Source organism: Caldococcus noboribetus, from assembly GCF_055389385.1.
In genome coordinates this window covers 1,470,523-1,493,711 of record NZ_AP042475.1, presented here as the reverse complement: position 1 = coordinate 1,493,711, position 23,189 = coordinate 1,470,523, and the positions used below count along the sequence as shown (strand labels likewise).

The following is a 23,189-nucleotide window of genomic DNA, read 5'->3' as shown; positions in this document are numbered from 1 at the left end:
TAACCCCGACCAAGCTGTTGCATTGATGAGCTTCCGAGGCGAGGTTATTGACCCACCCCTACATCTCCGTCATAGTAACGGCCTACAACAGGAGAAGGTACCTGCCAGAAGCGCTGGGCTCCGTCAAGGCACAGAACATAGATGAGAGTGAGTACGAGGTGATAGTGGTTTCCAACTTCGAGGGCAGCTACGAGGGCATTAGCAACCTAAGGTGGATAACAACTGATGAGGAGGGGCTGGGCGCTAAGTTAGTTATAGGCTTTGAGGAGGCTAGGGGTGAGCTCGTCTCGATCCTAGAAGACGACGACCGGTGGCTGCCGGACAAGCTCAGGTACGTGAGGGACTTCATGAAGACCACCAGCGTGGACTACCTTCATAACAATATGATATACGTGAGAGACCAGGAGGTTTTACCGTCTAGCAGGCAAGACTTTTTGAGAAACTGCAGCTTCTCCATGATAGTAGGGCCGAGGTTTAAAGGCCTAGACCTTAGGAAGTTTAAGAGGTTATGGCTATGCGCATGGAACAATAGCTCCATCACCCTGCGCCGCGACTTCGTGCTGCAGGATGAGGGGCTGGTAAAGTTCCTCAAGGGTCTAGGCAATGCGCATGGCGTAGACTGGTTGTTGACACTTTACTCTATAGAGAACGGCCGAGCTGCCCACGTTCCTCGTGCGCTCACGCTGTATAATACACACAACTGGTACGAATTCGCCAAGCTCTCCGCCGAAGAGAGTTGTAAGCTCGCGCTCTTAAATACCATAAAGATTTCCCTGAACCATATAAGAATCCTGGATTTCCTGTCAGGTACATGTAAGGACGAGCTTTGCAAAAGGATAATCGACATGCTCAAGGTTATTTATGTCCCTCCGTATGTTTCACTGACTAACAATGATAGCCGCTTATCGTTAAGAATCCCCAGGCAGCGTCTGATGGCATTGATAGCAGGCGACATGGTCAGCTACTTCAGGCTTGCCTTATACTTTCCTAAAAGCTTCCTAGAGAAGATTTCGTATTTTGTGCTGCCAGACACTATGATTATGGCGAAAGAGTGCTCGTCAGGGAATACTTAAACCTTCCACAGGTGAAGTCTTATGGATCCTTACATCTCTGTCATAGTGACTGCTCACGACAGGAGGAAGTACCTGCCTGACGCACTGAGAAGCCTCGAGGCCCAGACGCTGGGCAGGGACAGGTTCGAGGTCATCGTGGTCAAGAACTTCGAGGACCCGGCCTCGGACAAGATAATAAGGAGGAACGGCTGGAAGGACATAGTCACCGACGTGGTTCCCCTGGGAGGCAAGGTAGCCATAGGCCTCGAGGAGGCCAAGGGGGACATCATAACCTTCCTCGAGGACGACGACATGTACTTGCCTGACAGGCTGCAGGTCGTGGAGGAGGCCTTCAGGGGCCACAGGGACGTCGTCTACTTCCACAACAGGCAGCTGGCTATAGACGAGAGCGGACGGCCTCTAAGGTCTGCGGGCGACCTTGGGTTACAAGGTTTACCAAGCGGAATAGAGGTTCTGATAGGTAGCGGCATCAAGAGCTTGCCGTGCGCTATTGACATTATATCCGAGATGTTAGGGGCGAACTTCAATAATTCGTCAATAGCTATCAGGCGTGACCTTATCGACCAGGCAACCTTTAAGGACCTCATGCAGATGTTCACCGGAGTAGATAATTACCTCTATGTCAAGGCTTTTGTAGGAGATAAGTTGCTGTATGTGACGGGACGGACCCTAACACTATATAGGGTTCATCCGCATAGGCTCTCTGCAGCTAACGGTTTGAGCGAGCCCCAGAGGCTCCTTGCACTGTTAAGGAGGCTCTGGGAACACAGAGCGTACTCCATAATTTCTCGTGTTGCCGACGTCAACTGTCAGCTAAACTCGTATAGGGCCGCGCTGAACTTCTCGCGACTTAGCGCTTCTCTTTACGCGAAGAGGCCCTTGGAGTTAGGGCACGTCCATCTCGACGAGGCCCTGGCCGCCGCGACGTTCCAGATTTCATATAACCTGAAGGTGGTGAGGGTCGCCGGTAAGGCGGCTGGCACGCTAGGACTCCACAATTACGGCAAGATTAAGGTTAGGGCGCTTGAGCTAGTGGTAAGGCCCTTGGTCTCTGCGCTCGGGGATTACCTGCTTCAATTCCTGCCGTGGGAAATCAAGAGACAGCTGGTAATGGGGCTTACAATTAAGATGCAGGGCTAATCAATATTTGACGGCGCGGTCAGCAGCCTGTGGTATCTACTGGCTGACACCCTTATGTCGTAGAGCTTCGAGGCCCTCTGCCTAGCCGCGCGAGACAGCTCCTCTCTCGTAGCATCGTCTTTAATTAGCGAGCATATGGCCTCGACGAAAAACGCTGGTTCGGGGCGCGGCACGTTGACTAGGGCGCCTTCGGCCTCCTCTATATGTATATATGACACCACCGGCATGGCAAGCGCCATGTACAGAAGCGACTTGAGCACGTCAACTGGATATATGGTGTTCTCGTGAACCAGCGAGAGGCCTATCCAGCAGTCGCCGCAGACACCGGAGAGCTTTCCGAACTCCACGTCACCAATAAACGTGAAGGCCTTGCTTAGGCCGAGGTCGGCCACCTTACGCTCAAGCCACCCCCTGAGAGGGCCCGTTCCCACCACTACGAACTCCGCGCCACCACACCGCCTGAGCGTCTCGCGAGCAATGTACGGGAGCATCTCGACCCCCCTGCCAACCAGAGAGCCTATGTAGGCTATCCTGGGCCTGTCAGACTTCCTGGTCGGCCTTATGATGTCGGTGTCTATGGATGACGCTATGTGCACTACCCTGCCCCTTAGCCTCTCTGGCAATAGCATCCTCGCTAGCTCTGTCATAGACCTCGTAGGCATCACGACATAGTCGACGAAGCCCTTAATCATTGCAATCAAGTACAACGTAGACAGCCTCTTGTAGAGCCGCGGGTCACGCCGGGAGTACCACACATCGCCGAAGTCAAGTATTACAGTTGATCTCATTAGCTTCTTGGCGGCTGAAACGTTGGCCCTAAATACTGGCGAGGGTAGCACCACTATCGCCGGCGCGCCGGTTAGGGCCCTCAGCGGTAACGCAAGGCCGTTGGCCAAGTAGGCCTTGAGCTTCTTAACAGGAGCGTCGGCAAAGACCTCGCGCTCAAGGAGACGATGAGGCTGCGCGATCAAGTCCTCGTAGCGGATCCTATACCACGGCGTCACAAGATAAACCTCGTAGTTGTAGTACCTGGAGAGACCGCGCGCTATCATGAGCGACCTGTGCTGGCCGCCTGGCCCTATGACATTGAACTGGTTGCTGTATATCTCCACTAACTTCAAGATCACCCTCCACCGCTATATTACTCAGCGCTGTGGCACAACTCATTTCAATTAAAAACCCTTAAATAAGACTCTTCCAACCGCCAAGTTACTCGCTCAAAGGATATGCCTTAATAAAGGATTACATAGCCTACAGTACCATGACAGGTCTAGCAGGATGAGAGGAGCTAAGTTGTCCCTACTGCTCGTTGATGACACCGACTTGTCTAAGCCTGGGAGTGGTCAGCAGACAAGGACTATTGAGCTATACTCGAGGGTAGCTAAATATGCTAATGTAAAACTGGTTCTCCAAGAGGTAAGACATCCTGAGAGATTGACGTGGGCCAGTGAACTCATGATTGCTGAGGCGTTCAGGTGGAGACCATCATGGGGAGGGGATCTCAAAGCATTAAAGGAGCTAATCGTCGCCGCTAGGGACTCTGATATAATTATAGCTGAGCACGTGTATGGTATCAACAGGCTAGCGCCGCTGGCTGCAAAGACGACCGGCATTCCATTCGTCTACGACAGCCATGGAAATGAGGTGGAGCTCTGCAGAAGCTCTAGGTGCTTCATTTCAGTGTACCCTTTCGAGAGGTACATGTATAGGTTCGCCAATGCGGTAGTTGCAATAAGTGAGGAGGTGCTTAATAGTGCCGTGAGGCTTTATGGGATCGCTGGCAAGAAGTCCCTCGTGCTTACGCCAGGGCTGAGGGAGGTAAGGTGCAATGACAGGAACATGCGTCAGAAGCTAGAGCAAATGGGGGTCAGAGAAGGTGAGGTTATAGTTATCACTCACGGATCCCTTGACTACGGACCTAACTCCGAGGCCCTTCAACTGCTGGTCAGTACGAGCGTGAGAGCCAGAGAGAGGTACGGCATAGTTTTCGTAGTTGCAGGGGCTTCCAAGCGCCTAAGACCAGGGTGGCTGTCCGACAGCGTACTCTACATAGGTTTTGTGGACGATCTTGATAACCTACTGTGCTCAGCTGACGCGGCCGTCTCGCTCAACGTGTCAGGGACAGGCGTGCACATGAAGGTCCTCGACTACCTTTCTGCTGGTCTGCCCCTCATAGTCACGCCAAAATCTCTAGAGGGCCTCCCTTTAAGGGCTCTTGAGGGCTACCCTGTGGCTATTGTGAGGCCCGGCAAGAGCGACCTAGGCAGGGTCGTCGCCAACCTCATCGAGAGGCGTCGGGGACCATTCTCAGGAAGAGCTAGCCTGCCCACGTGGGACGAACAGGCTGAGAAGCTCCTCTCATTTCTCTCTAGTGTTCTACAACAGGTCTAAAGCTTGGAAGGACCAAGCCTCTCAAGCACTCCCCCAGGTAGAGCCTAATCAGGTAGTTCTCATAGGGATCTGGAGGGCTACGGGAGAGGCTCCCATGGACTAAATGGAGGACCGGGTTATCTGGCACGTAGACATAAAGGAAGCCCTTAACGGCAAGGTAGACCCCGAGCAGCTGCTCGTTGCCCCTGGCAGCCCCTAGCCTTGGGTGCTCCGGCAGCCTCACATCCTCTATGGCTTCCCTCCTGAAGGCCATGTTGGCCCCCCTGAAGGGCAGGGAGACGCATGCCTCATCAGGTATGCAGGGGCCGTGGGCCACCCTCAGGTCGCGGGTTACGAAGACGCCCTGCCTAAATTGCTCTAGGCCAGCGTGAGGCCTCTCGAAGAACCTGACGTAGGTTTGCCTGTAGATCTTAACTAGCGGCTCGTCGTCGGGGGCCCTGAGCGGCCTCTGAGCTGATAGGTCATACGGTACGTCCCTGCTGCAGGCCCCAGCCACCTTCTGGGGCAGAGCCTCAAGAAGCTTAACATAGTTCTCTACGAGACTGCGGTTGGGAATAACGTCATCGTCAAGGAAGATTATTATGTCGCCAGTCGAGGACTCAATGCCTTGGTTTAGGGCGCCCGTGAAACCTAGTCGCCTCTGAGGCTCTGCTTCAACGCTTAGGCCCTTTACACTGCTGGTGAGCAGCTTCACGAGCTTCTCATCGCATTTATATATCAATACTACCTCGTCCGGCTTCCTCCTCTGTCGCTCCAAGGCCTTAATAAGGTAGCTTATGTATCCATCCCTGCAGAGCGTGGGCACCACAACGCTTACTTTCAAGTAGGTCCCGGTAGTACATTTACTCTTGTAGCGCAATTAAGATTTTAAGATTAACTGCCTCGATGAACGCGAATGTGTAGTCTATGATCTGAACTACCTGACTTTGTTCATAACCCTGCGCCCTGAAGTGATGAAAGACGTTGGGTATGTCAATCTATTAAACCGTTAAGTCCTATGCTTGTTTTACATCAAGATCTCTAGGAGGCCGTACAACGTATCTAAGGAGGCACTTATTTAGGGCCTCTCTGATGAGCTTCTAGGGCCACCAGAGCATCCACCCGTGATAGTAAGTAGCTAGCTACGGTGACAGCGCATGCCATACCATGATAAAGTGCTGGTGCTTATATTCGCTCATAAGCGCGACATGGCCTAAAATGAGTAAGAGATCGATGCGACTGCACTTTCAACCTTAACTAGAGGGTTGAAAGCCCCGTGAATTCTTCCAAAAGCTATTTCTATTAGCAACGCGCTAAATGCAGGGTGCTCGCCCTGAGGAGGCTAGCCCTATACTACGTCATGGCTGGGATCAACGCCGCGCTCGCCGCCTACCTTGCGGCGCTCTACTACCCGTTGACAGGCACCATATACTCTTACACTCAAATTTACGGCCCCCTCTCGCTGTCGCCCCTCATAGGTCCCCTGACGGCCTTCGTCTCAACGGCCTCCACCGCGGCAGTAGTGCTGGCCTCCAGGGACAGGCAGGTGTCTGGCAGGAGCTTCGCTGCCCTGTTTGCCATCTTCACGTCGTTCATAGTGATAGTCCAGATACTCATGCCTGACGAGGCCTCCAGGTACTACCTATCCAACTGGGTGAGCGACTCCTACGCCCACCTCTGGGGCGAGGGCATGTACCTCGCTATGTACGGCCGCCTCACGCCTTACCCTACCTTCATGTGGTTCAACAGGGCCTTCTGGTTCACCTTCGCTGAGTCCGTGCTAGATCTGTGGGGCCACCCAGGCTACTACATGGCCTCCCCGGCTACCTTCACGCCGAAGTGGTTCCCAGCGATAATGAGCGTGGCCGTCGCGCCCCCTGTATACCTGCTGGCCAGGGCGCTGGGCCTGGGAAGGAGGGCCTCAGCTGCCGCTGTCACCCTTACCGAGGCGCTGTGGCCGATACTTCCCTACGCGGCGTCCGAGTCCTGGGCCACCGTTACGTTTACCGCAGCGCTGGCCCTGTTCATTGCGGCGTCGCTTGAGGGCGACAGGAGGCACCTGGTCCTGCTGTTTATAGCTTCCCTGGCCCTCGTCTACACCCACGAGTACCCAGCGGCCATAGGCACTGTGGGCCTAACAGGGGCCGGGCTCCTGCTCGCTACTAGGGGCAGGGCAAGCAGGTACCCGCCGCTCGCGTCCCTTGCAGTTGTAGCGGCCTCGTGGCTCGTCATGGGGGTCTACGACTCCCACGGCTTCGTGCAGCAGGGCATACGCTACTACTGGGACGTCGTGACAGACACACTGCACGACCTACTCGTAAAGGCTCCCCAGGTGATCGCCCAGTCAACGGCTAAGGCCTACGTGCCGTATGAGAGGGCTGTGAGGGTAGAGGCGTACACGTTCATGTTGGACCTCCTGGTCCCCTTCCTGACGTCAATAGCTATTGTAAGGAGCCCTAGGGGCAGGGCGCTCTTCGGCGCAATGGGGGCGCGGGGCTCGTAGGGGCAGGCCTCTCAATACCTTCAACCTTCGGCCTCGGGTGGTCCTACAGGGTCCCGCTGCTCCTGGTCGGCCTCCTGTCAGCGGCCCTAGCCTCGCTGAGCGAGGCCAGGAGGCACCGCAGGGCGGCGCTTGCAGCAGTGGTCCTGGCTGTATCGCTGCTAGTGCCCCTGTCGGTCTACACGGAGTACACTGGTTACTCGCAGCTTGCGGTGCCAGACACGGGCGGGGGTCTGACACTCCTGGGCGCTGTGACGGAGAGCGGCGGCTACCAGCCTGGCATCGCTGGCGAGCTGGCCCCTGGGACGGCGGTCCAGGGCTATATACCGTGGTACGGCAGCTGGTGCTCAAACGCGACGCCCAGCTTCCCCAGCGGGGTCTACCTGGAGTACTACTACAGGGAGTTTGTATACTACCTCTACGTGGTCTGTCCTAATTATGCGCTGCTGTCAAGCCGCATAAGCAGCTTCGCGCAAAACAACAGTATTGTAGTGGACACTAACATAGGGTTCTTCTCGCTGACGAGGTAAGCACTAAAGCAGCTTCACGCGACCTCCGATGCGCCCAGGGCAGCCCTAGGCCCGCGATCTCCTGCTGAGGGCCTTGCCGTAGGCCTCCACGGCCATCTCGTAGACCTGGGGCCAGCTGTAGACCTCAGGCCTCCCGGCTGCGCCCATCCTATCATCTGGCGAGGCCGCGAGCCTGGCCATTGCCTTGGCCAGCGCCTTTGGGTCCCTCGGGGGCACGAGGGGCCGTTTACCTCGTCCCTGACCCTGTGCCTTAGGGCCCTTTGATTTATTTGTTATGAGAGCCTCTGAGAACTTCATTATATAGCTTTACGTACTCATAGGCTATGACGCTCCAGTCAAACCTCTTTGAGAACTCTATTCCACGTAGAGAATACAAACCCTGGTTTTCCATAACTTCTTTTATGGCCGCCATCAGCTGGCCTGCGTCCTTAAAAAGGAAGCCTGCCCCTGACGTCTCTATGAGCTCTCGCCTGGCGTCGTCCCTGTAGAGTGCTACCACGGGCATCCCAGTCGCAAATGCCTCAAGAATTGGCATCCCGAAGCTCTCCCATCTCGACGTTAGCAGGTAAATGTTGGCCTTACAGTAAAGGCTGGGTAGCTCCTCCTGGGGCACTAGGTCGAAGTCTATTATGTCGCTGCCCTTCAGCCCTACGCCGTGCGCTATGAGCCTTGCGCTGGGGTACCTCTCCTTTACGACCTTATAGTACCTTATGAGCAGGTCCCTGCCCTTCAGGTTATTGTAAGCTGTCACGTTGAGCAGAACCGGCGCACCAAGAGGCCTCTCCTTGCAGGGCCTGAAGAGCTCCAGGTCAACGCCATTGTATATGACTCGGGCCTTCACCCCATACATCCTCTCGAGCTGCGTCGCAGCATAGTTAGACACAGCTGTCACGTACCTGACCTTCCTCAGCAGCGGCCCGTATAGGTGCCTCAGCAGGTAGTTCACCACCTTATTCTTTAAGCCAGGGACGTAGATGGAGGGCGCGTAGCCGTGCCATGTAAAGACCACGTTGTCCAAGCCGCCTGAGATAGCGGCCTTCAAATAGGGGTAGGAAGTGTGTATGTGAACTACGTCATATTTCTTGGCCTCGTGTATAAAAGCATCACTATCTAAGGGCATTAAATTTACGTATTGAGGCGGCTTTAGCTTGACGACCCTTGCTGCAACTACAGCTTCGACTCAATACTTTGGAAGATATTAGCTAACGCGTTTACTACTGATGTGAATCCGCCGCCCTCATAGTACCCAAGCCCGATAAGTACTCTCAAGGCTGTTCGCCTAAGGGGCCTTTTGCCTTCCTATAAATCTGCAGGATAACGTCTACTATATAATCCCATGTGACCACATGCTCCCTGCCACGCTCTCCAAGCCTCCTCGCGAGGGCTTCATCGCTACGCAACTTCATCATTGAGTCAGCAAGCGTCTGAGGATCCCCTGGCCTTACCAGGATACCGTTGTACCCATCCTTGACTCTATACTGTATCTCCCCAACGGACGACGCGATCACGGCCTTCCCTCTGGCCCAGGCCTCAGTAACTGCCAGGGAGAACGCCTCAACGTAGTCGCTCACGCTAGGAATGATAAGGCCTACGGAGGCGTCTATGGCACCCACCTTCATCTCGTCGTCTATGAAGCCTGTGAAGAGCACCCTATCCTTGACCCCAAGCCTCTCTGCAAGCCTAACATAGGGCCTCTGGTCTCCAGGGCCTACTAATACGAGCCTGAGCTCCTTGTCCTCCTTAGCGACAACAGAGAAGGCCCTGATCAGCACGTCTATCCCTTTCAGCCTGTGCAGCCTTCCCACGTAAACAAAGAAGGGATCCCAAATGTTAAACCTCGTCCTAAAGGCGCCTGACATATCTGGCAGCACTAGCAGCTTCCTGTCGACGCCATCTGGCACATAAATTGCCTCAACCCCGTACCTCTCCTTCAGGACCTTCGCGTCCCTCAGACTCTTGACCATCTTAAGCTTGGCTGCCTCAATTGCTCTCCTCACCTGCACGCCCGCGTAGTAGGGCCCCACCAGTCTCACCAGCGGGTTTGGGTGATCCCTCAGCGAGTCGACAGCCATGAAGTGAATTGCCGTGGTGGCGCCGAGACCCTTTGCCTCCTCCAAGGCTTTCACAGTGAAGGCGCTGTTCTGGCTGTGCCCATGAACTACGTCCGCGCTCCTTAAGATCCCGCGGGGAAGCCCAAGTGGGTAGGTTAGGTCGGGGAAGCCGAGCCTCATTGACCTAACCCTGTGAACGTGGACCCCGTTTATGACCTCCTCCCTCGGTTTGCCCTCAGCTCCGTAGGCGCTAGTAATCACGTGAACCTCATGACCTAGGGCAGCCATGAGCTCAGATACGGACTTGACGACGCTCTCCATCCCACCGACCACGGGCCAGTAGTGGTGGTGCACATGCACTATTATCAACTCGTAAGCCCCCTCCTGGCCTGCCCCTCCGCGAGCCTGAAGATGGCAATCTCCATGCCTTCCCTGACTGGGAGGTAGCTGTGATGTACATGAACTATAACGGCTTTAGCTATGGGCTTCAACTTCTCATGCGCCCACCTGAAGTTCGCTGATGAAATCTTTTAAAAGGTGATGCTGCTCTCTATCAGCGGCGTGATGAAGTATTGAATATAAATATAGATAACGATCCTTATATTCTCCGTCATAGTGACTGCTCACGACAGGAGGAGGTACCTGCCTGACGCACTGAGAAGCCTCGAGGCCCAGACGCTGGACAAGGACAGGTTTGAGGTCATAGTTGTCAAGAACTTCGAGGACCCGGCCTCTGATGAAATTATAAGGAGGAACGGCTGGAAGGACGTAGTCACCGACGTGGTCCCGGTCGGAGGCAAGATAGCTGTAGGCCTCGAGGAGGCCAAGGGGGATGTCATAACCTTCCTCGAGGACGACGACATGTACAGGCCGGAGAGGCTCGAGAGGGTCTACGAGGCATTTTCGAAAGTGCCAGCTCTCGTATATTTCCATAACAATCAGCTGTTGGTTAATCATGAAGGGAAGCCGCTTTATAGACTACCTAAAAGCTCGCAACTCGACACAATTATATTGCCCAGCAGGATGCTGTCAAAGGTAGGTTCTGAAACTGGTCTTTGTTACTTTCAGTTTCTTCCAATGGTACCAAGCATTAAGTCCTTCCACGACTTTAACCTTAGCTCGATGGCCGTTAGGAGGAGCCTTTTAAATAGTCGCATAGATTTGATTGAGCACACAGGCTTAGCCATAGATGTGGCTATATACGTTGCTGCCATAACGAGTGAGGGATTTGCCATGTTCACTAATGAGCCGCTCACATACTACAGGGTTCATACAGAAAGCACAACCAACATAAGCAGCACTTCCCCTGATAAGCTCAACAGAAGGATGCACTATACAAAGAAGCCTTATATCAGCTTCGCTTGGCCTTGTCCAGGGATAAGATAGCTGCGACGCTCCCCAAGGATTGCAGGTGCAACAGGTATCGCAGCACGATAGTGAAGCTTCACCTTTATACAATACCGCTGCCAGGGCTCAAGTACATCTACGCTCAGCTTCCCTTAAGCCTAAATGAGCTGAAGAACTATGTAACCTGTCAAACTAGGCTTTTTAAGATCTCGGAGGGAGCACGCGCCATATTCAAGGATCTTGTACTAATGCCAGGCTCTCTGCTTTTGTTTTTTGCGGGCTATTCCAGGTCCCCCTCGGTAAAGGCGGCGATCTACGGACTTACAGCCAAGTTGACCAAAAGGCTTAACGCAGACTTCTCTTAGCGTCAATCACTATAATAGTGATTTCCATAAAGCTGCCAAGCGTGGGCATCAACAGCGGCGTATGCCGCCCTTAACTTAGAAGCTTCCTGTAAAGCTCCTCATACTTAGGAAGTATTCTGTCCCACTTATGCGCTTCCGCGACCCTCCTGGCGCCATTTGCCAGCTGCCGTCTCAGACTATCATCAGTAAGCAGCTTGACTATGGCCTCTGAGTAGGCCTCAGGCCTCGGCCTAGCCCATAGGCCGGCCCTGCCTGGAGGCGACGCCTCGAGCTGGCCCCCGTACCCCGTTATCACGGAGGGCGTAAGGTGGTAGCCCGCCTCGAGCAGCGTTATGCCGAAGGGCTCGTAGAGGGACGGGAGGGCGTAGGCCTCGCTCTCCGAGTAGAGCCTGTGCTTCTCGGCCTCGCTGACCTGGCCCAGGTAAGTTACGCTGGCGCCGTGCCTCCTAGAGTAGTCGACGAGCGTTGCGGCCAGGCCCTCGTCGGGGCCTGCCAGGATCAGCCTGGCGCGCCGAACCTCCTTAGCCACATACACGAACGCCTTCGCCAGGAGGGCCAGGTTCTTGGCGATGCTCACCCTGCCCAGGTAGAGGACCTGGCCGTCTACCTTGGAGTCCAGGCTCACTGCGCAGCTGTCCTCCTCGACGCCGTTGGGTATCACCCATGTCCTGTTGTCAGCAACGCCTAGCCCCTTGACCCTCTCAGCCTCAAGTCTAGTAAGGGCCACATATGCGTCATACCGCTTCATGTAGCCCTTGCCAAAGGCGTCTGCCACCCTGTAATAGAGCCACGTGATGAGCCCAAGCTGGCTCAGCCTGTGGAACGGCGCGTGGCCGTGTAGCACCGCACTGAACCCGAGCTCCTCCCTGAGCCTCGCGACCTGGAAGACGTGTGGGTGCCTCCAGACGTGCACGTGCACGACGTCAGGCCTAAGGCCCCTAATGAGCTCGGGCAGCTCTGGGCTGTAGGACCCGTGGCTCCACGTCAGCGACGGCCTCAGCCTGTGGACGTGGACCCCGTTTATGACCTCCTCCCTAGGCAGCAAGCCCCTGCCGCCGGACCTGAGCCTGTTGTACGTTATCACGTGAACCTCGTGGCCCCTTGAGGCCAGGTACTCTGAGACCCTCCTCACGACCTCCTCAACTCCCCCTACTACAGGCTGGTAGAAGGGGGCCACCTGGATTACCCTCAGCGTCGACGTCAAGCGGCCGCCTCGCCCCTTCAGGCCTAGCCTTTGTCTCAGTTAGCCTTCTGCATGAATTCCTTTTTAACTTAAAGGGCTCCCACAGACCGTGCGACGGCATAATGTCGCTGAGGGCCAGGGTGTTCAGGGGCGCCGCGAAGCTGCTGTCGGCCAGCACGTTTGTCACGCTGCTCCAGTTCGCCTTCTACCTCACCATAGTCAGGGTCCTGGGCCTGAGGGGCCTCGGGGCCTACTTCGACACAACTATAATATGGGGCTTCGTGGGCTTCGCCCTCACCTGGCCCGCAGGCGGCTTTGGGAGGTTCGTGACTGGCGAGTACCAGGCCGGGAGGGTTGAGAGGGCCAGGCACCTCTACAGGCTCGGGGTCCTGATAGGGCTTACGAGCGGGCTCTCAGCGTCCATTGCCTTCATACTTCTTGCCCCCCAGGTGGCGGCCTTCGCCTTCAGGAGCCCTTCGTACGCCAACGTAGTCAGGGCGCTAGGCGTTGACACGGCCCTCGGGGTCTACAACGCGTACGCGGGGGTTGGCCTTGGGGCTACCATGAGGTTCGGGAGGGCGTCGGCCCTGCAGATCCTGTGGGCTGTAGCAAGGTACCTCACGGGCTTAGGCCTCCTGCTGGCCGGCTACGGGCCTGTAGGCCTCATAGTTGGCTGGGTGGCTGGCGACCTGGTCAACGCGGCCTTCTACACGTACTGGACCAGGGACCTCCTCGTGGGCCCAAGGCTTGCGACTAGCCTGAGGCCGGTGCTCGAGTACGCGGCCCCGCTCGCCCTGGGAGGCGCGGTTGTTACAGTGCTCCAGAGCCTCGACAGGGTCTTCGTGCTTGCAAGGCTAGGGCTGCCTGAGCTGGGCTCCTATTCAACTATAATGCTTGCCTCCACTATACCGCAGATGCTGCCACGCGCCATAGCTGGGGCCCTGCTGCCTGCCATGGTTGGCCTCGAGGAGAGAGGCCAGCTGACGCCCGAGGCCGTCGAGGGGGCCGTGAGGTACGTCACCACGCTCTCAATACCTCCCCTCCTCCTCGTGGCGGCCCTCGGGAGGCCCCTTGTGCTCCTCTTCCTGGGCCCCAGCTTCGTGCACGACTGGGAGGCCTTCGTAATACTCACCGTTGGCCACAGCCTCATGTCATATGACATACCGATAACCATGGTGCTCACAGCTAAGAGGGACTCAAGGGCCCTGGCCCTCCAGTCCATCGCCTCGGCCGCGGTGATAGCTGCCCTTGCGCCCCCGCTGATAAGCCTGTGGTTCGCTGCAGGGGCAGCGATAGCGTACGTCCTGGCCAGGCTCACGGGCTTCCTGGCCGTAGCGATGCCAAGGGTCAGGAGGTACGGCCTGCTAAGGGTTAACGTGGGGGAGTACGCAAGGCTCGCCGTCGCCTCGCTGGCAGTGTTCTCAAGCACGCTGGGCCTGGTGCTCCTCACCGGCTCCTCGCTGGCCCTGCTGCCTGCCTACGCGGCGTTCGGCCTCGCCGTAACGTGGGCCAGCGTAAAGGGCCTTGGGGTGCTGAGGCCAGAGGACTACGACGCGCTGGTTGAGGCCCTGCCGCCCGAGCTCAGGGGCGTGACATCAAGGCTGTGGGTCAGGCTGGGCCTGCCGCGCCCAGTTAAGGGCGACGGCCCCGCTGACAGCTAGCCGAGGGACCACCTGAGGCGCCACCAGGCCTCCCGTACGGGGTTTGGCATGTGCGATACAAGGGAGTCCATCGCAAGGGTTAACATGAGCTTAGCGCTCCCCTCCATCCTGCCAGTCGCCCTTAGGTAAAGCGCCCTTGCGAAGTCGAGGGGCGACGACCTCGGCCTCTCGCCTAAGGCCCAGTCGGGGGCCGCCGAGGCCTCAAGCCTTCTAACGAGCTCCAGGTGCTCCGCGTAAGGCATGCAGGGGTGCCCCCTGAGCATCTTAACCATAAGCCCAGCCTCCCTGGCCCACCTTAGGTATGCCTTTGCAAGGCCTGAGATCGCCCCCCTCCAGTCGCCTTCCCTTAAGCCGTAGGCGTGGGGCGTCTGGGAGGCCGTGTGAACCCTCCAGAGGGTCAACCTAGAGCCGCTCAGAAGCATTGGCTTGCCTGCAAGCACGGCCCTGACCATTATTGCAAGGTCTGGGGAGGCCTGGACGCCCCTGAGGCTCCTCCTGAGGTCCTCCGAGAGCCAGGAGGCCACGGCTATTGAGCTCATGTTGTGAAATCCCCCGGGGCTGACGAAGAGCTCCCTGCAGGCCCTCTCCGGGCTCCTCACAATGATGTCCTGCATCTCGTCGCTGTCAAACGCCAGCGGCCTGCCCTCGGGGCCCACGGGCTCCTGCGAGTTGTGAAAGTACGCAAGCCCTTCATGCCTGGAGAAGTAGTCTAGAATCCTCTTGAGCCTCTCCGGCCTGTACATGTCGTCGTCCTCGAGGAAGGTTATGACATCCCCCTTGGCCTCCTCGAGGCCTACAGCTATCTTGCCTCCGACCGGGACCACGTCGGTGACTACGTCCTTCCAGCCGTTCCTCCTTATAATTTCATCAGAGGCCGGGTCCTCGAAGTTCTTGACAACTATGACCTCGAACTTGTCCCTCGGGAGGGCCTGGGCCTCGAGGCTTCTCAGTGCATCAGGCAGGTAGACTCTCCTGTCGTGGGCAGTTACAATAACCGAGATGTAGGGCTCCATGCTCTCAGGTGGCTTTCCTCTGCCAGCTTATTAAAATCGCTTGCCTCAGGCCCAGTACTGGGCCAGCTCGCCTGAAGTTATCACTGGGAACAGTTTCCTCATGTTAGCCAGCGACCTCTCGTGCGCCTCCCTGTCATAAGAGGACACGGCGTCAGACACGACTACAGGTATGAAGCCGAGGGCGTAGGCGTGCCTTGCTGTTGTCTCAACTCCTATCTCGGTTGCTATGCCAGTGAGGACCACGGCGTACCTCCCCGAGTTCCTGAGCAGCAGCTCAACGTTTGTCCCAACGAAGAGCGACGTCGTGTTCTTGTTGACAACTATGTCGTTGGCCTGGGGCTGGACGACGAGGTCCATCTCCTCGGGCCTCAGCGGGCTCCTCCACTGGGCCACCTTCAGGCTTATCGGCTCGAAGCCCGGCGGGTACGGGGTTATCCTTGTAAATATTATTGGCACCCCGGCCCTCCTCGCGGCCTCTATGGAGGCGAGCAGGGCCCTCATGAACTCGTCCTTGTTGAATATGTTGTTGTAGAGCGCCCTGTGAACGTCCCAGACCACCAGCACTGAGGAGCTGGGCTTCAGGAGGTCCCTCAGGGACGCCTGGGCCGACACGCCCAACACCACAGATATATCGAAAACTAACATTTAATAGGGTTTGCCTAAGGGCTTTTAGCCGAAAGGCCCATAGGTCAGCTGAGAGCATGGAGCCCTACATATCTGTCATAGTAACGGCCTACGACTGCGAACATCGCGATGATTGAGCCGAGGAAGAGGGTCAACCTCTCGTCGTGATCTACAGCCTCGGACACCCAGGCCCCCGAGCCTCTGGAACAGGACGGGAATTAAAGGGGCCTGCACCTCACGTTGGCCAGGGCGAAGGACTCCATGAGGCTCTCAAGGGCCGAGCGGCTGGCCGCCAGGATCACCCTGCCGTTCGTGCACTCGTAGGCCTTCAGCGGCGCCCCCACCCTCCCTGAGGCCCTCCTCGCGAGGGAGCCGAGGTCCACCTTGATGGCCAGGGTCCAGGCCAGGGGTATTGACGCCATGCTTCTCGGCGCCCCCACAGCCTCAGGGCTGACGGCCCTCAGCGCGCTGAGCAGGCCAGCGAGCTCCAAGTTCGTGAGCGCCCTCACCGTCCTGTACTTGCCCCTCGCGCTGGCGGCCAGGTACTCGGCCACCACGAGGGGGGCCGTGAGGGCCGCCCTTTGGCCCGCCCTCCTCAGCTCCTGCCCCAGCCTCTCGGGCAGCGTGTTCCCGTTGCCCCTGTAGTCGTCTATGCCGGCCCTGAGGGCCCTGGCCAGGTACCGCAGCAGACCCCCCACGTACCTCCTCTCCCTCGCGACCCTCGTCCTCTTCATGGGCCTCCTTATCGGCAGGGGGATGAAGTGGGAGAAGCCGACCCTGGCGAAGAACTCGACATCCTCTGCGTAGTTTAGGTCCCTCCAGCCTCCCCTGGCGATCGCGTATTCCCTCAGCGTGAGCCACGGCAGCGGGTCCGGGACCCCGAGCGACGCCCCCCACTCCACGCTCCTGTGGAAGTACACGTTGTACTCGTCGTCAAGGTCGAAGTAGGCCGCGTAGCTCCCCTCTGGGCACCTGTACAGCGCGTACTGCCTCCCGAGGCCCCTGCTGGAGCCCGGCAGCCTGTGGACCCTCAGGTTGTAGTCCTTGGACATCTCGAGAAGCCTCTCGTAGGTGCCGTCGGTCGAGCCGCCGTCAACGACCACTATCTCCGCGTCTGGCCTGTAGACGCTGCGTACTGACCTCTCAACCGTGTCGACAGAGTTAAGCACCGTGCCGTAGAGGCAGAGGCGGGGCAAGTTCCTCACTCCCTCAGCCCCTTGAGCTTCGCCACCTCCTCGACGACCTTCCCCAATCTCTCCCTGAACCTCTCGTACGAGAACTCGCCCGCCACCTCAACCGACCTCCTCGACAGCCTGAGCCAGAGCTGTTTGTCCATCAGCAGCCCCCTGACTATCGAGGCCGCCTCCTCAACGCTCGTGTAGCCCAGCATCGGGTCAACCCTTGACGCTATGTCGGTCCAGCCTCCGCCGTCCCTGTAGACTACGGGCACGGCCCCAGCGGCCGCGCCCTCTGCAATAGCTATCCCGAAGTGCTCGGCAAAGGGAGGGTGCAGGTACACCTTGGCGGCGGAGTACAGCTCGTCGAGCCTGCGCCTGGGCACGTCGGTCTCTATGGTCACGTTCTTCACTTTGAGCTCGTCGGCCAGCGACCTCAGCCTCTCTAGCACCGGCCCCGAGTAGGGGCTCGTGCTGCCCACGATGTAGAACTGGGCGCTGGGGACCATGCTGGCGACCCTCACTATGGCCTCGAGGTTCTTCCCGGGCGCGAACCTCGACACCGTGAGCACCACGTCCTCCTTCCTGGCGGGGTCCACGCCCTCGAACCTCTCGACGCTGACCGGGGGGTGCAGCACCCTCGCCTCCAGCCCGTAGGCCTGCCTTACCTTCCCCGCCGTCCAGGAGCTGTTGGTGAGCGTCATCAGGGGCCTGCCGGCCAGCCTCCTGGCCTCCCTGACCACGAGCCAGTCGTATAGCCTCCTCGCGGCGCCCGGCCTCCTCCCCATCTCGGCCAGGTAGTCCAGGACGGCCGGGTAGTGTATGTAGGAGGCGTCGAGGGGGACAGGGACGTTCGCCTGGGTCTCGACGTAGACGTCGTGGTCTCCCTCTTCCAGGAGCAGCCTCCAGGCCACCTTGGCGGCCTTCAGCCTCCTCAGCCTCGTGAGCCTGTCGCCTGCCAGCCTCCTCAGGAGGTCGGCGCGCCACGCCCTCAGGACCCTCGGCCTAGGGTCCTCGGGGCCCGCCAGGAGCGACCAGGCCCTCTCGTCGAGGTAGGTCGTGTAGAGGTCCACCTCGTGCCCCAGCTCCCTAAGGGCCCTGGCCATCTGCAGTGCAAGCCTCTCGCCGCCGCCCGCCTCCTCGAAGACCGTGTGGAGCAGCGCTACCCTCAAGGCGCCCACCCCCACCGGGGGCTCAGGGTTTTATCTGGCGAACCCCAGGGGCCTGCACCTCACGTCCGCCCTGGCCGCCGACGCCTCGTAGGCCTCCCTGCCCGCCTCGGACCTCGCGAGGAGGTAGTGGCCGTTGCTGCAGAGGTAAAGCTCTGGCAGGGGTCCTAGGGCCGACTCGGCCAACGCCCTTAGGTCGCCCAGCCTCACCTTCCCCGCCAGGGACCTGTGGAAGGCGACGTACGCCGCCTCTTGGGGGAGGCCTACAGCCTTGGCTGGGTCCTCGAGGGACTTGAGGCACGCTAGGTCGAAGAGCTCCCTGTTCGTCAGTGGCCCGCAGGCCCTGAACCTGGTCGGCGACATGAGCGACTCGATAACCAGGAGCGGCGCCGTTACCATAAGGCGGGCGGAGAGACCGACCCTCTCGACCTCAGCCCTCAGCCTCTCGGAGAGCCTGTAGCCGTTGCCCCTGAAGTCGTCTATCCCGACCCTCACGAGCCTTTTGAGGTAACGGAGCCCCCTGGCGTACCTGGCCTCCCTGCCGGCGGGCGCCCTGAATATTGTCCTCCTGAAGGGGACCTGGACGCACCTGCTGAAGCCCACCCTGACCGCGAAGTCAACCTCCTCGGCGTAGTTGAGGTCCCTCCAGCCTCCCCTTGCGAGGGCGTGCTCCCTCATGGCCACGAACGGCGCCGGGGCTGGGCCGCCCACTACCTCGACGGCCCAGTCCACGTAGCGGCGGAAGTACTCGTTATACTTGTCGTCCAGGTCTAGGACTGCGACCGTATATGATCCCTCTGGGCACCTGTACAGCGCGTAGTCCCTGCCCAGCCCTCTGCTGGAGCCCGGCAGCCTGTGGACCCTCAGGTTGTAGTCCTTGGACATCTCGAGAAGCCTCTCGTAGGTGCCGTCGGTCGAGCCGCCGTCAACGACGACTATCTCCGCGTCTGGCCTGTAGACGCTGCGTACTGACCTCTCGACCGTGTCGACAGAGTTAAGCACCGTGCCGTAGAGGCAGAGCCTAGCCAAGCGTCCTACCGACCTTTAAAGGCCGCGCTCTAGTACTTTAATGCACCGCAGAGGCGCTGCCTTGAACCCCTACGTCTCAGTTATAGTCACTGCCTACAATAGGAGGAGGTACCTGCCTGACGCGCTGAGAAGCCTCGAGGCCCAGACCCTCCCGAGGGACAAGTTCGAGGTCATAGTCGTCAAGAACTTCGAGGACCCGGCCTCAGATGAAATTATAAGGAGGAACGGCTGGAGGTGGGTCTACAGCGACGAGAGGAGGCAGGGCCCGTTCCTTCTCACAGGCATAGAGGAGGCCAGGGGCGAGGTAATAACCTTCCTGGAGGACGACGACATGTACGCCCCGGAGAGGCTGCAGGCCGTTTGCACCGCCTTTTCGTCTGACCCAGGCAAGGGCACCTCTATGGTGTACAACGCGCAGCAGGCGGTCGACGACAGCGGGACCCCCCTAAGCTTCAGGCTCAGGCCGGCCGAGCTCAGAGAGGAGCTGAGGGTCAGCGGCTCCTCGGATGGGAAGCCCGTCGCCCTCTACAACCTTGACTTCAACGCAAGCTCAATGGCGATTAGGAGGGAGGCGCTCGAGGCCGGGGGCCTCAGAGCCCTGAGGGCCGTCAGGAGGTCCGTTGACACCGCCCTGGCGGCCTCCGCCCTTGACTCTGGCCTCCTGCTTGCCATGCCAGGCAGGCTTACCCTCTACAGGGTCCACGCGGGCAACACCTCCGCAGTGGGCAGGCTGAGCGCCGAGGAGGCCATAGCGAGGTACAGGGAGTACTACGAGGACTACGTCAGCCTCCTTGACCTGGCGAGGTCAGGGCCTCCAGGGGCCTCCTCTCGTATAGGGCCGCTGTCACGGGTAGCATACTGTGCCTGGCCAAGGGCTCGCGGGCCTTCAGGGGGGTCAGGGCCAGGCCCCTTGAGGCCATATCGCTGAGGCTCAGGGGCTGGCCGGTGCCCAGGAGGGCGATGCTCGGCTCAGCCGCGTGCCTAATGCCAGGCAGGCTCGTGAAGTTCCTCGGCCTTGAGAGGCCCGCGCCGCCAAGGCAGGCCTAGCGGGCCGACGCCCTTCTCTAATAATGAAAATATAGCCTTTGGCCGCCTTGGCCACGCGGTGAGGAAAGCGTCGGAGGACGAGGAGGCTGAGGAGGAGCCTAACTACTCAACTGAGGGCCCCGGGGACGACGCGTACTACGACTATGACAACGAGGAGTGGGTGTCCGAGGAGGACGATCAGGGCTCGGCTTAGGCTCTTTCCCCTTTCGCCTCGTTAACTCCCCGGTTGACGGCCTCAGCTCGCCCTCTCGACCCTGACGGCGGTGACCTTGTACTCAGGTATGTGGGAGAGCCTGTCAACGTGCGGGCCCACCACCAGGTTTATCGAAGCCTCAGGGTAGTGCACGGTGGCGAACAGCGTGCCCCTGGGAACCCTGTCGGTCAGCCTTGCCCTGAGCACGGCGCTGCCGTACCTGCTTGTCACCCTGACCAGGTCGCCGTCCCTGACCCCGAGGGAAGCCGCGTCGTCAGGGTTCACCTCTATTATGTCCTCAGGGGCTATGACGGAGTTCAGCGTCCTCCTGGTCATTGAGCCCATGTTGAAGTGGTAGAGGACCCTGCCCGTTATGAGCACGAAGGGGTACTCGTCAGTGGGCTGCTCGGGGGAAGGTATGTACATGACGGGCCTCAGCCTGGCCCTCTCGCCGACGCCAAACCTGTCAGTGTAGAGGACCCTTGCGGGCGGCGCGTCGAGCCTTGGGGTCGGGTACTGAAGCCCTCCCTCCCTGTCAAGCCTCTCGTACGTTATCCCGTAGACGGCCGGCCACACGGACCTTATCTCGTTCCACACGTCCTCAGGCGAGGAGTAGTTGAAGGCGTCCCCGTAGCCCATGGCCCTGGCAAGCTCCACTACTATCTGCCAGTCGGGCTTTGACTCGCCGAGGGGCTCTATGACCTTCCTGACCCTCTGGACCCTCCTGTCGGCGTTTATGAAAGTGCCGTCCTTTTCGAAGGAGCTCGCGGCAGGGAGGAACACGTGGGCGTACCTGGAGGTCTCGTTGTGGAACAGGTCTACGAGGACCAGCAGCTCCAGCTTCGACAGGGCCCTCTCGGTCATCTCCCTGTAGGGGTGCGACATGACGACGTCCTCCCCGAAGACTATGAGGGCCCTTAGCTTGCCCTGGTCGGCGGCCTCTACCATCTCTATGCCGTCCATGCCCGGCTCCGAGGGGACCGGGTGGCCCCACGCCTTCTCAAACCTGGCCCTCTGGGCTGGGTCTGAGACTGGGACGGCCCCTGGCAGCTTCCTCGGGTGGGCCCCCATTATCGCGGTGCCCTGGACGTTGTTCTTGCCCCTCAGCGGCATGAGGCCTGAGCCGGGCCTGCCCACGTTGCCCGTAAGCAGCGCCAGGTCTATGAGCTGGTATATTATCTCAGTGCCCTGGACGTGCTCCGTGGCCCCCAGGCCCCACATGATCATTGAGGGCCTGTTGGTGGCGTAGAGCCTGGCGGCCTCCCTTATTGCCTTGGCAGGCACGCCTGTCACCCTCTCCGCGAACTCAGGCGTGTAGTTCTTGACTACCTCGGAGAACTCCTCGAGCCCCTCGACCCTCCTGGAAACGAAGTCAGAGTCGTAGAGGCCCTCGCCCAGTATCACGTTTGCCATGGCGTTGAATAGCACCACGTCCGTCCCAGGCCTCAGCTGGAGGTGGTAGTCCGCGTACTGGGCTATCTCGGTCCTCCTCGGGTCAACCACTATAAGCTTCACCCTGCCCTCCGAGGCAAGGCGCTTCAGCCTGACCCCTATGACCGGGTGGTTCTCAGTTATGTTTGAGCCCACGAGCATCACCGTCCTCGCCAGGTCGAGGTCGTCGAAGGAGTTGGTGGCCCCTCCCGTGCCCAGCACCTCCTCGAGGGCCGCCGCCGAGGGCTCGTGGCACACCCTGGCACAGCTGTCAACGTTGTTAGTACCAAGCACGACCCTTGCGAACTTCGCCTGGAGGTACTCCTCCTCGCTCGTGACCCTCGCGCTCACCAGGACGCCCACGGAGCTCGGCCCATACTTCGATACTATCTCCCTGAGCCTTGAGGCCACGTATGATATGGCCTCCTGCCAGCTCACCTGCCTCCACTGGCCGTCCACCTTTATGAGCGGGTGGAGCACCCTGTCCTGGGCGTAGACGAAGTCCCAGGCGTACCTGCCCTTGACGCAGAGGTTGCCCCTGTTAACAGCGCCTGGCCTCCTGGAGGGCCTCACGTCAACTATCCTGCAGTCCCTGACTCCAACAAGCATCTGGCAGCCCACGCCGCAGTAGGGGCACGTGGTCTCAACCCACCTCTCGGGCCAGCCGTACTGAAGCACGCTCCTGTCCTCGAGGGCCCCAGTTGGGCAGACGTCGACGCAGAGGCCGCAGCTGACGCAGCTGCTGTGCCCGAAGTCAGGGCCGTCGGGCCTTATCATTACCCTGCCTCCCCTGTACCAGGCCCTCCAGACGTGGTAGCCCTGGACCTCGTCGCACGCCCTGACGCACCTGAAGCACTTGATGCACCTGTTCATGTCTACGAAGATGTAGGGGTGGGACCTGTCCACCAGGTCCTCCCTCTCCTCGGCCCCCTGGGCCTCGATGCCGTACTTCGAGAGAAGCTCGTGGAACTCCTTCTCAGGGCGCTCCTTGACCGCCGCCGCGGGGTAGCTCATGGCCAGGAGCCTGAGCACCTCCCTCCTGACCTGCTTTACCTGGTCCGTGTCGGTGAGCACCTCCATGCCGTCCTGTACCTGCGTGGTGCAGCTGGTGACGAGCCTGCCGTTGACCTCAACGACGCAGAGCCTGCAGGCCCCGTAGGGCTCAAGCCTGTCGTCGTAGCAGAGGCCTGGCACGTAGTAGCCTAGAGACCTTAGGGCCTTTAGGAGGCTCTGGCCAGCCTCGACCTCGTGTTCGTTCCCGTTAACCCTTATCTTGACCGTGGTCAAC

General features: G+C 59.0%; 23 protein-coding genes and 1 pseudogene. 10 read left to right on the top strand and 14 right to left on the bottom strand.

The annotated features are described in order from the left end of the window. Positions 1 to 47: 47 nt before the first annotated feature. Both ACZ5GQ_RS07945 and ACZ5GQ_RS07940 read left to right on the top strand, forming a co-directional pair. Entirely contained in the window at positions 48 to 1,073 is a 1,026-nt protein-coding gene (locus tag ACZ5GQ_RS07945; RefSeq protein WP_498856604.1) for a glycosyltransferase family 2 protein, read from the top strand. A gap of 21 nt (positions 1,074 to 1,094) precedes the next feature. After that, a complete protein-coding gene (locus ACZ5GQ_RS07940) occupies positions 1,095 to 2,213 on the top strand; it encodes a glycosyltransferase family 2 protein (protein WP_498856603.1) in 1,119 nt (372 codons plus the stop codon). On the opposite strand, the gene ACZ5GQ_RS07935 is transcribed toward ACZ5GQ_RS07940, so the two are convergent. Further along, positions 2,210 to 3,325: a glycosyltransferase family 4 protein gene (locus tag ACZ5GQ_RS07935; RefSeq protein ID WP_498857403.1), complete on the bottom strand. Its 1,116-nt coding sequence runs from the start codon at positions 3,323 to 3,325 to the stop codon at positions 2,210 to 2,212. The two genes, ACZ5GQ_RS07940 and ACZ5GQ_RS07935, sit on opposite strands and share 4 nt — an antisense overlap. A 181-nt stretch (positions 3,326 to 3,506) precedes the next feature. Between ACZ5GQ_RS07935 and ACZ5GQ_RS07930 the strand changes: the two genes are divergently transcribed. Beyond that, on the top strand, positions 3,507 to 4,604 hold the full coding sequence (locus ACZ5GQ_RS07930) for a glycosyltransferase (protein ID WP_498856602.1): 1,098 nt from the start codon (positions 3,507 to 3,509) through the stop codon (positions 4,602 to 4,604). Here ACZ5GQ_RS07930 and ACZ5GQ_RS07925 read toward each other — a convergent pair. After that, positions 4,582 to 5,427 carry a glycosyltransferase family 2 protein gene (locus ACZ5GQ_RS07925; protein ID WP_498856601.1) on the bottom strand — a complete coding sequence of 282 codons (846 nt, stop codon included), beginning with the start codon at positions 5,425 to 5,427 and terminating at the stop codon, positions 4,582 to 4,584. The genes ACZ5GQ_RS07930 and ACZ5GQ_RS07925 overlap by 23 nt on opposite strands. A 480-nt stretch (positions 5,428 to 5,907) precedes the next feature. Between ACZ5GQ_RS07925 and ACZ5GQ_RS07920 the strand changes: the two genes are divergently transcribed. Both ACZ5GQ_RS07920 and ACZ5GQ_RS07915 read left to right on the top strand, forming a co-directional pair. Then, positions 5,908 to 7,086 carry a hypothetical protein gene (locus tag ACZ5GQ_RS07920; RefSeq protein ID WP_498856600.1) on the top strand — a complete coding sequence of 393 codons (1,179 nt, stop codon included), beginning with the start codon at positions 5,908 to 5,910 and terminating at the stop codon, positions 7,084 to 7,086. A gap of 137 nt (positions 7,087 to 7,223) precedes the next feature. Next, positions 7,224 to 7,613, top strand: coding sequence for a hypothetical protein (locus ACZ5GQ_RS07915; protein WP_498856599.1), 390 nt, complete (start codon positions 7,224 to 7,226; stop codon positions 7,611 to 7,613). Between the two features lie 45 nt (positions 7,614 to 7,658). Here the strand turns inward: ACZ5GQ_RS07915 and ACZ5GQ_RS07910 are convergent, their stop codons facing one another. The 5 genes and pseudogenes from ACZ5GQ_RS07910 to ACZ5GQ_RS07890 all read right to left on the bottom strand — a co-directional run bounded on the left by ACZ5GQ_RS07910 (position 7,659) and on the right by ACZ5GQ_RS07890 (position 10,155). After that, positions 7,659 to 7,829, bottom strand: a complete 171-nt coding sequence (locus ACZ5GQ_RS07910) for a glycosyltransferase family protein (RefSeq protein ID WP_498856598.1) — start codon at positions 7,827 to 7,829, stop codon at positions 7,659 to 7,661. A 49-nt stretch (positions 7,830 to 7,878) separates the two neighbouring features. Next, a complete protein-coding gene (locus ACZ5GQ_RS07905; RefSeq protein WP_498857402.1) occupies positions 7,879 to 8,454 on the bottom strand; it encodes a glycosyltransferase family 4 protein in 576 nt (191 codons plus the stop codon). After that, positions 8,428 to 8,739 (bottom strand): annotated as a pseudogene (locus ACZ5GQ_RS07900) (glycosyltransferase family 4 protein); the annotation flags it as partial. The gene ACZ5GQ_RS07905 and the pseudogene ACZ5GQ_RS07900, both read right to left, overlap by 27 nt. 139 nt (positions 8,740 to 8,878) lie before the next feature. Next, positions 8,879 to 10,024 (bottom strand): glycosyltransferase family 4 protein, encoded by a 1,146-nt coding sequence (locus ACZ5GQ_RS07895; protein WP_498857401.1) that lies wholly within the window; start codon positions 10,022 to 10,024, stop codon positions 8,879 to 8,881. A 5-nt stretch (positions 10,025 to 10,029) separates the two neighbouring features. Further along, entirely contained in the window at positions 10,030 to 10,155 is a 126-nt protein-coding gene (locus ACZ5GQ_RS07890) for a hypothetical protein (protein ID WP_498856597.1), read from the bottom strand. Between the two features lie 124 nt (positions 10,156 to 10,279). On the opposite strand from ACZ5GQ_RS07890, the gene ACZ5GQ_RS07885 reads away from it, so the two are divergent. Further along, positions 10,280 to 11,050 carry a glycosyltransferase family 2 protein gene (locus ACZ5GQ_RS07885; protein WP_498856596.1) on the top strand — a complete coding sequence of 257 codons (771 nt, stop codon included), beginning with the start codon at positions 10,280 to 10,282 and terminating at the stop codon, positions 11,048 to 11,050. Next, a complete protein-coding gene (locus tag ACZ5GQ_RS07880; protein WP_498856595.1) occupies positions 11,032 to 11,376 on the top strand; it encodes a hypothetical protein in 345 nt (114 codons plus the stop codon). The genes ACZ5GQ_RS07885 and ACZ5GQ_RS07880 overlap by 19 nt, the downstream gene beginning before the upstream one ends. Before the next feature lie 70 nt (positions 11,377 to 11,446). On the opposite strand, the gene ACZ5GQ_RS07875 is transcribed toward ACZ5GQ_RS07880, so the two are convergent. Next, positions 11,447 to 12,580 carry a glycosyltransferase family 4 protein gene (locus ACZ5GQ_RS07875; RefSeq protein WP_498856594.1) on the bottom strand — a complete coding sequence of 378 codons (1,134 nt, stop codon included), beginning with the start codon at positions 12,578 to 12,580 and terminating at the stop codon, positions 11,447 to 11,449. A 101-nt stretch (positions 12,581 to 12,681) separates the two neighbouring features. On the opposite strand from ACZ5GQ_RS07875, the gene ACZ5GQ_RS07870 reads away from it, so the two are divergent. Next, positions 12,682 to 14,220: a lipopolysaccharide biosynthesis protein gene (locus ACZ5GQ_RS07870; RefSeq protein WP_498856593.1), complete on the top strand. Its 1,539-nt coding sequence runs from the start codon at positions 12,682 to 12,684 to the stop codon at positions 14,218 to 14,220. On the opposite strand, the gene ACZ5GQ_RS07865 is transcribed toward ACZ5GQ_RS07870, so the two are convergent. From ACZ5GQ_RS07865 to ACZ5GQ_RS07845, 5 genes are all read right to left on the bottom strand, one after another. Further along, positions 14,217 to 15,233, bottom strand: a complete 1,017-nt coding sequence (locus tag ACZ5GQ_RS07865) for a glycosyltransferase family 2 protein (RefSeq protein WP_498856592.1) — start codon at positions 15,231 to 15,233, stop codon at positions 14,217 to 14,219. The two genes, ACZ5GQ_RS07870 and ACZ5GQ_RS07865, sit on opposite strands and share 4 nt — an antisense overlap. Before the next feature lie 45 nt (positions 15,234 to 15,278). After that, on the bottom strand, positions 15,279 to 15,857 hold the full coding sequence (locus ACZ5GQ_RS07860) for a cysteine hydrolase family protein (RefSeq protein ID WP_498856591.1): 579 nt from the start codon (positions 15,855 to 15,857) through the stop codon (positions 15,279 to 15,281). A gap of 218 nt (positions 15,858 to 16,075) precedes the next feature. After that, on the bottom strand, positions 16,076 to 17,053 hold the full coding sequence (locus ACZ5GQ_RS07855; protein ID WP_498856590.1) for a glycosyltransferase: 978 nt from the start codon (positions 17,051 to 17,053) through the stop codon (positions 16,076 to 16,078). Positions 17,054 to 17,058: 5 nt separating this feature from the next. Further along, positions 17,059 to 18,204: a glycosyltransferase family 4 protein gene (locus ACZ5GQ_RS07850; protein WP_498856589.1), complete on the bottom strand. Its 1,146-nt coding sequence runs from the start codon at positions 18,202 to 18,204 to the stop codon at positions 17,059 to 17,061. A gap of 30 nt (positions 18,205 to 18,234) precedes the next feature. After that, positions 18,235 to 19,230, bottom strand: a complete 996-nt coding sequence (locus ACZ5GQ_RS07845) for a glycosyltransferase family A protein (RefSeq protein ID WP_498856588.1) — start codon at positions 19,228 to 19,230, stop codon at positions 18,235 to 18,237. A 40-nt stretch (positions 19,231 to 19,270) separates the two neighbouring features. On the opposite strand from ACZ5GQ_RS07845, the gene ACZ5GQ_RS07840 reads away from it, so the two are divergent. Together ACZ5GQ_RS07840 and ACZ5GQ_RS07835 are read left to right on the top strand one after the other, a co-directional pair. Then, a complete protein-coding gene (locus ACZ5GQ_RS07840; RefSeq protein ID WP_498856587.1) occupies positions 19,271 to 20,158 on the top strand; it encodes a glycosyltransferase family 2 protein in 888 nt (295 codons plus the stop codon). Between the two features lie 177 nt (positions 20,159 to 20,335). Further along, positions 20,336 to 20,470 (top strand): hypothetical protein, encoded by a 135-nt coding sequence (locus ACZ5GQ_RS07835; protein WP_498856586.1) that lies wholly within the window; start codon positions 20,336 to 20,338, stop codon positions 20,468 to 20,470. 42 nt (positions 20,471 to 20,512) lie between these two features. Here ACZ5GQ_RS07835 and fdhF read toward each other — a convergent pair whose 3' ends face one another. Continuing rightward, on the bottom strand, positions 20,513 to 23,188 hold the full coding sequence (fdhF, locus tag ACZ5GQ_RS07830; RefSeq protein WP_498856585.1) for a formate dehydrogenase subunit alpha: 2,676 nt from the start codon (positions 23,186 to 23,188) through the stop codon (positions 20,513 to 20,515). Position 23,189: the final 1 nt, after the last annotated feature.

Excerpts from the sequence above, each read along its gene's own strand:
- ACZ5GQ_RS07940 (WP_498856603.1), top strand. The coding sequence starts at position 1,095 with ATGGATCCTTACATCTCTGTCATAGTGACTGCTCACGACAGGAGGAAG.
- ACZ5GQ_RS07870 (WP_498856593.1), top strand. The coding sequence starts at position 12,682 with ATGTCGCTGAGGGCCAGGGTGTTCAGGGGCGCCGCGAAGCTGCTGTCG.
- ACZ5GQ_RS07840 (WP_498856587.1), top strand. The coding sequence starts at position 19,271 with ATGCACCGCAGAGGCGCTGCCTTGAACCCCTACGTCTCAGTTATAGTC.
- ACZ5GQ_RS07865 (WP_498856592.1), bottom strand. The coding sequence starts at position 15,233 with ATGGAGCCCTACATCTCGGTTATTGTAACTGCCCACGACAGGAGAGTC.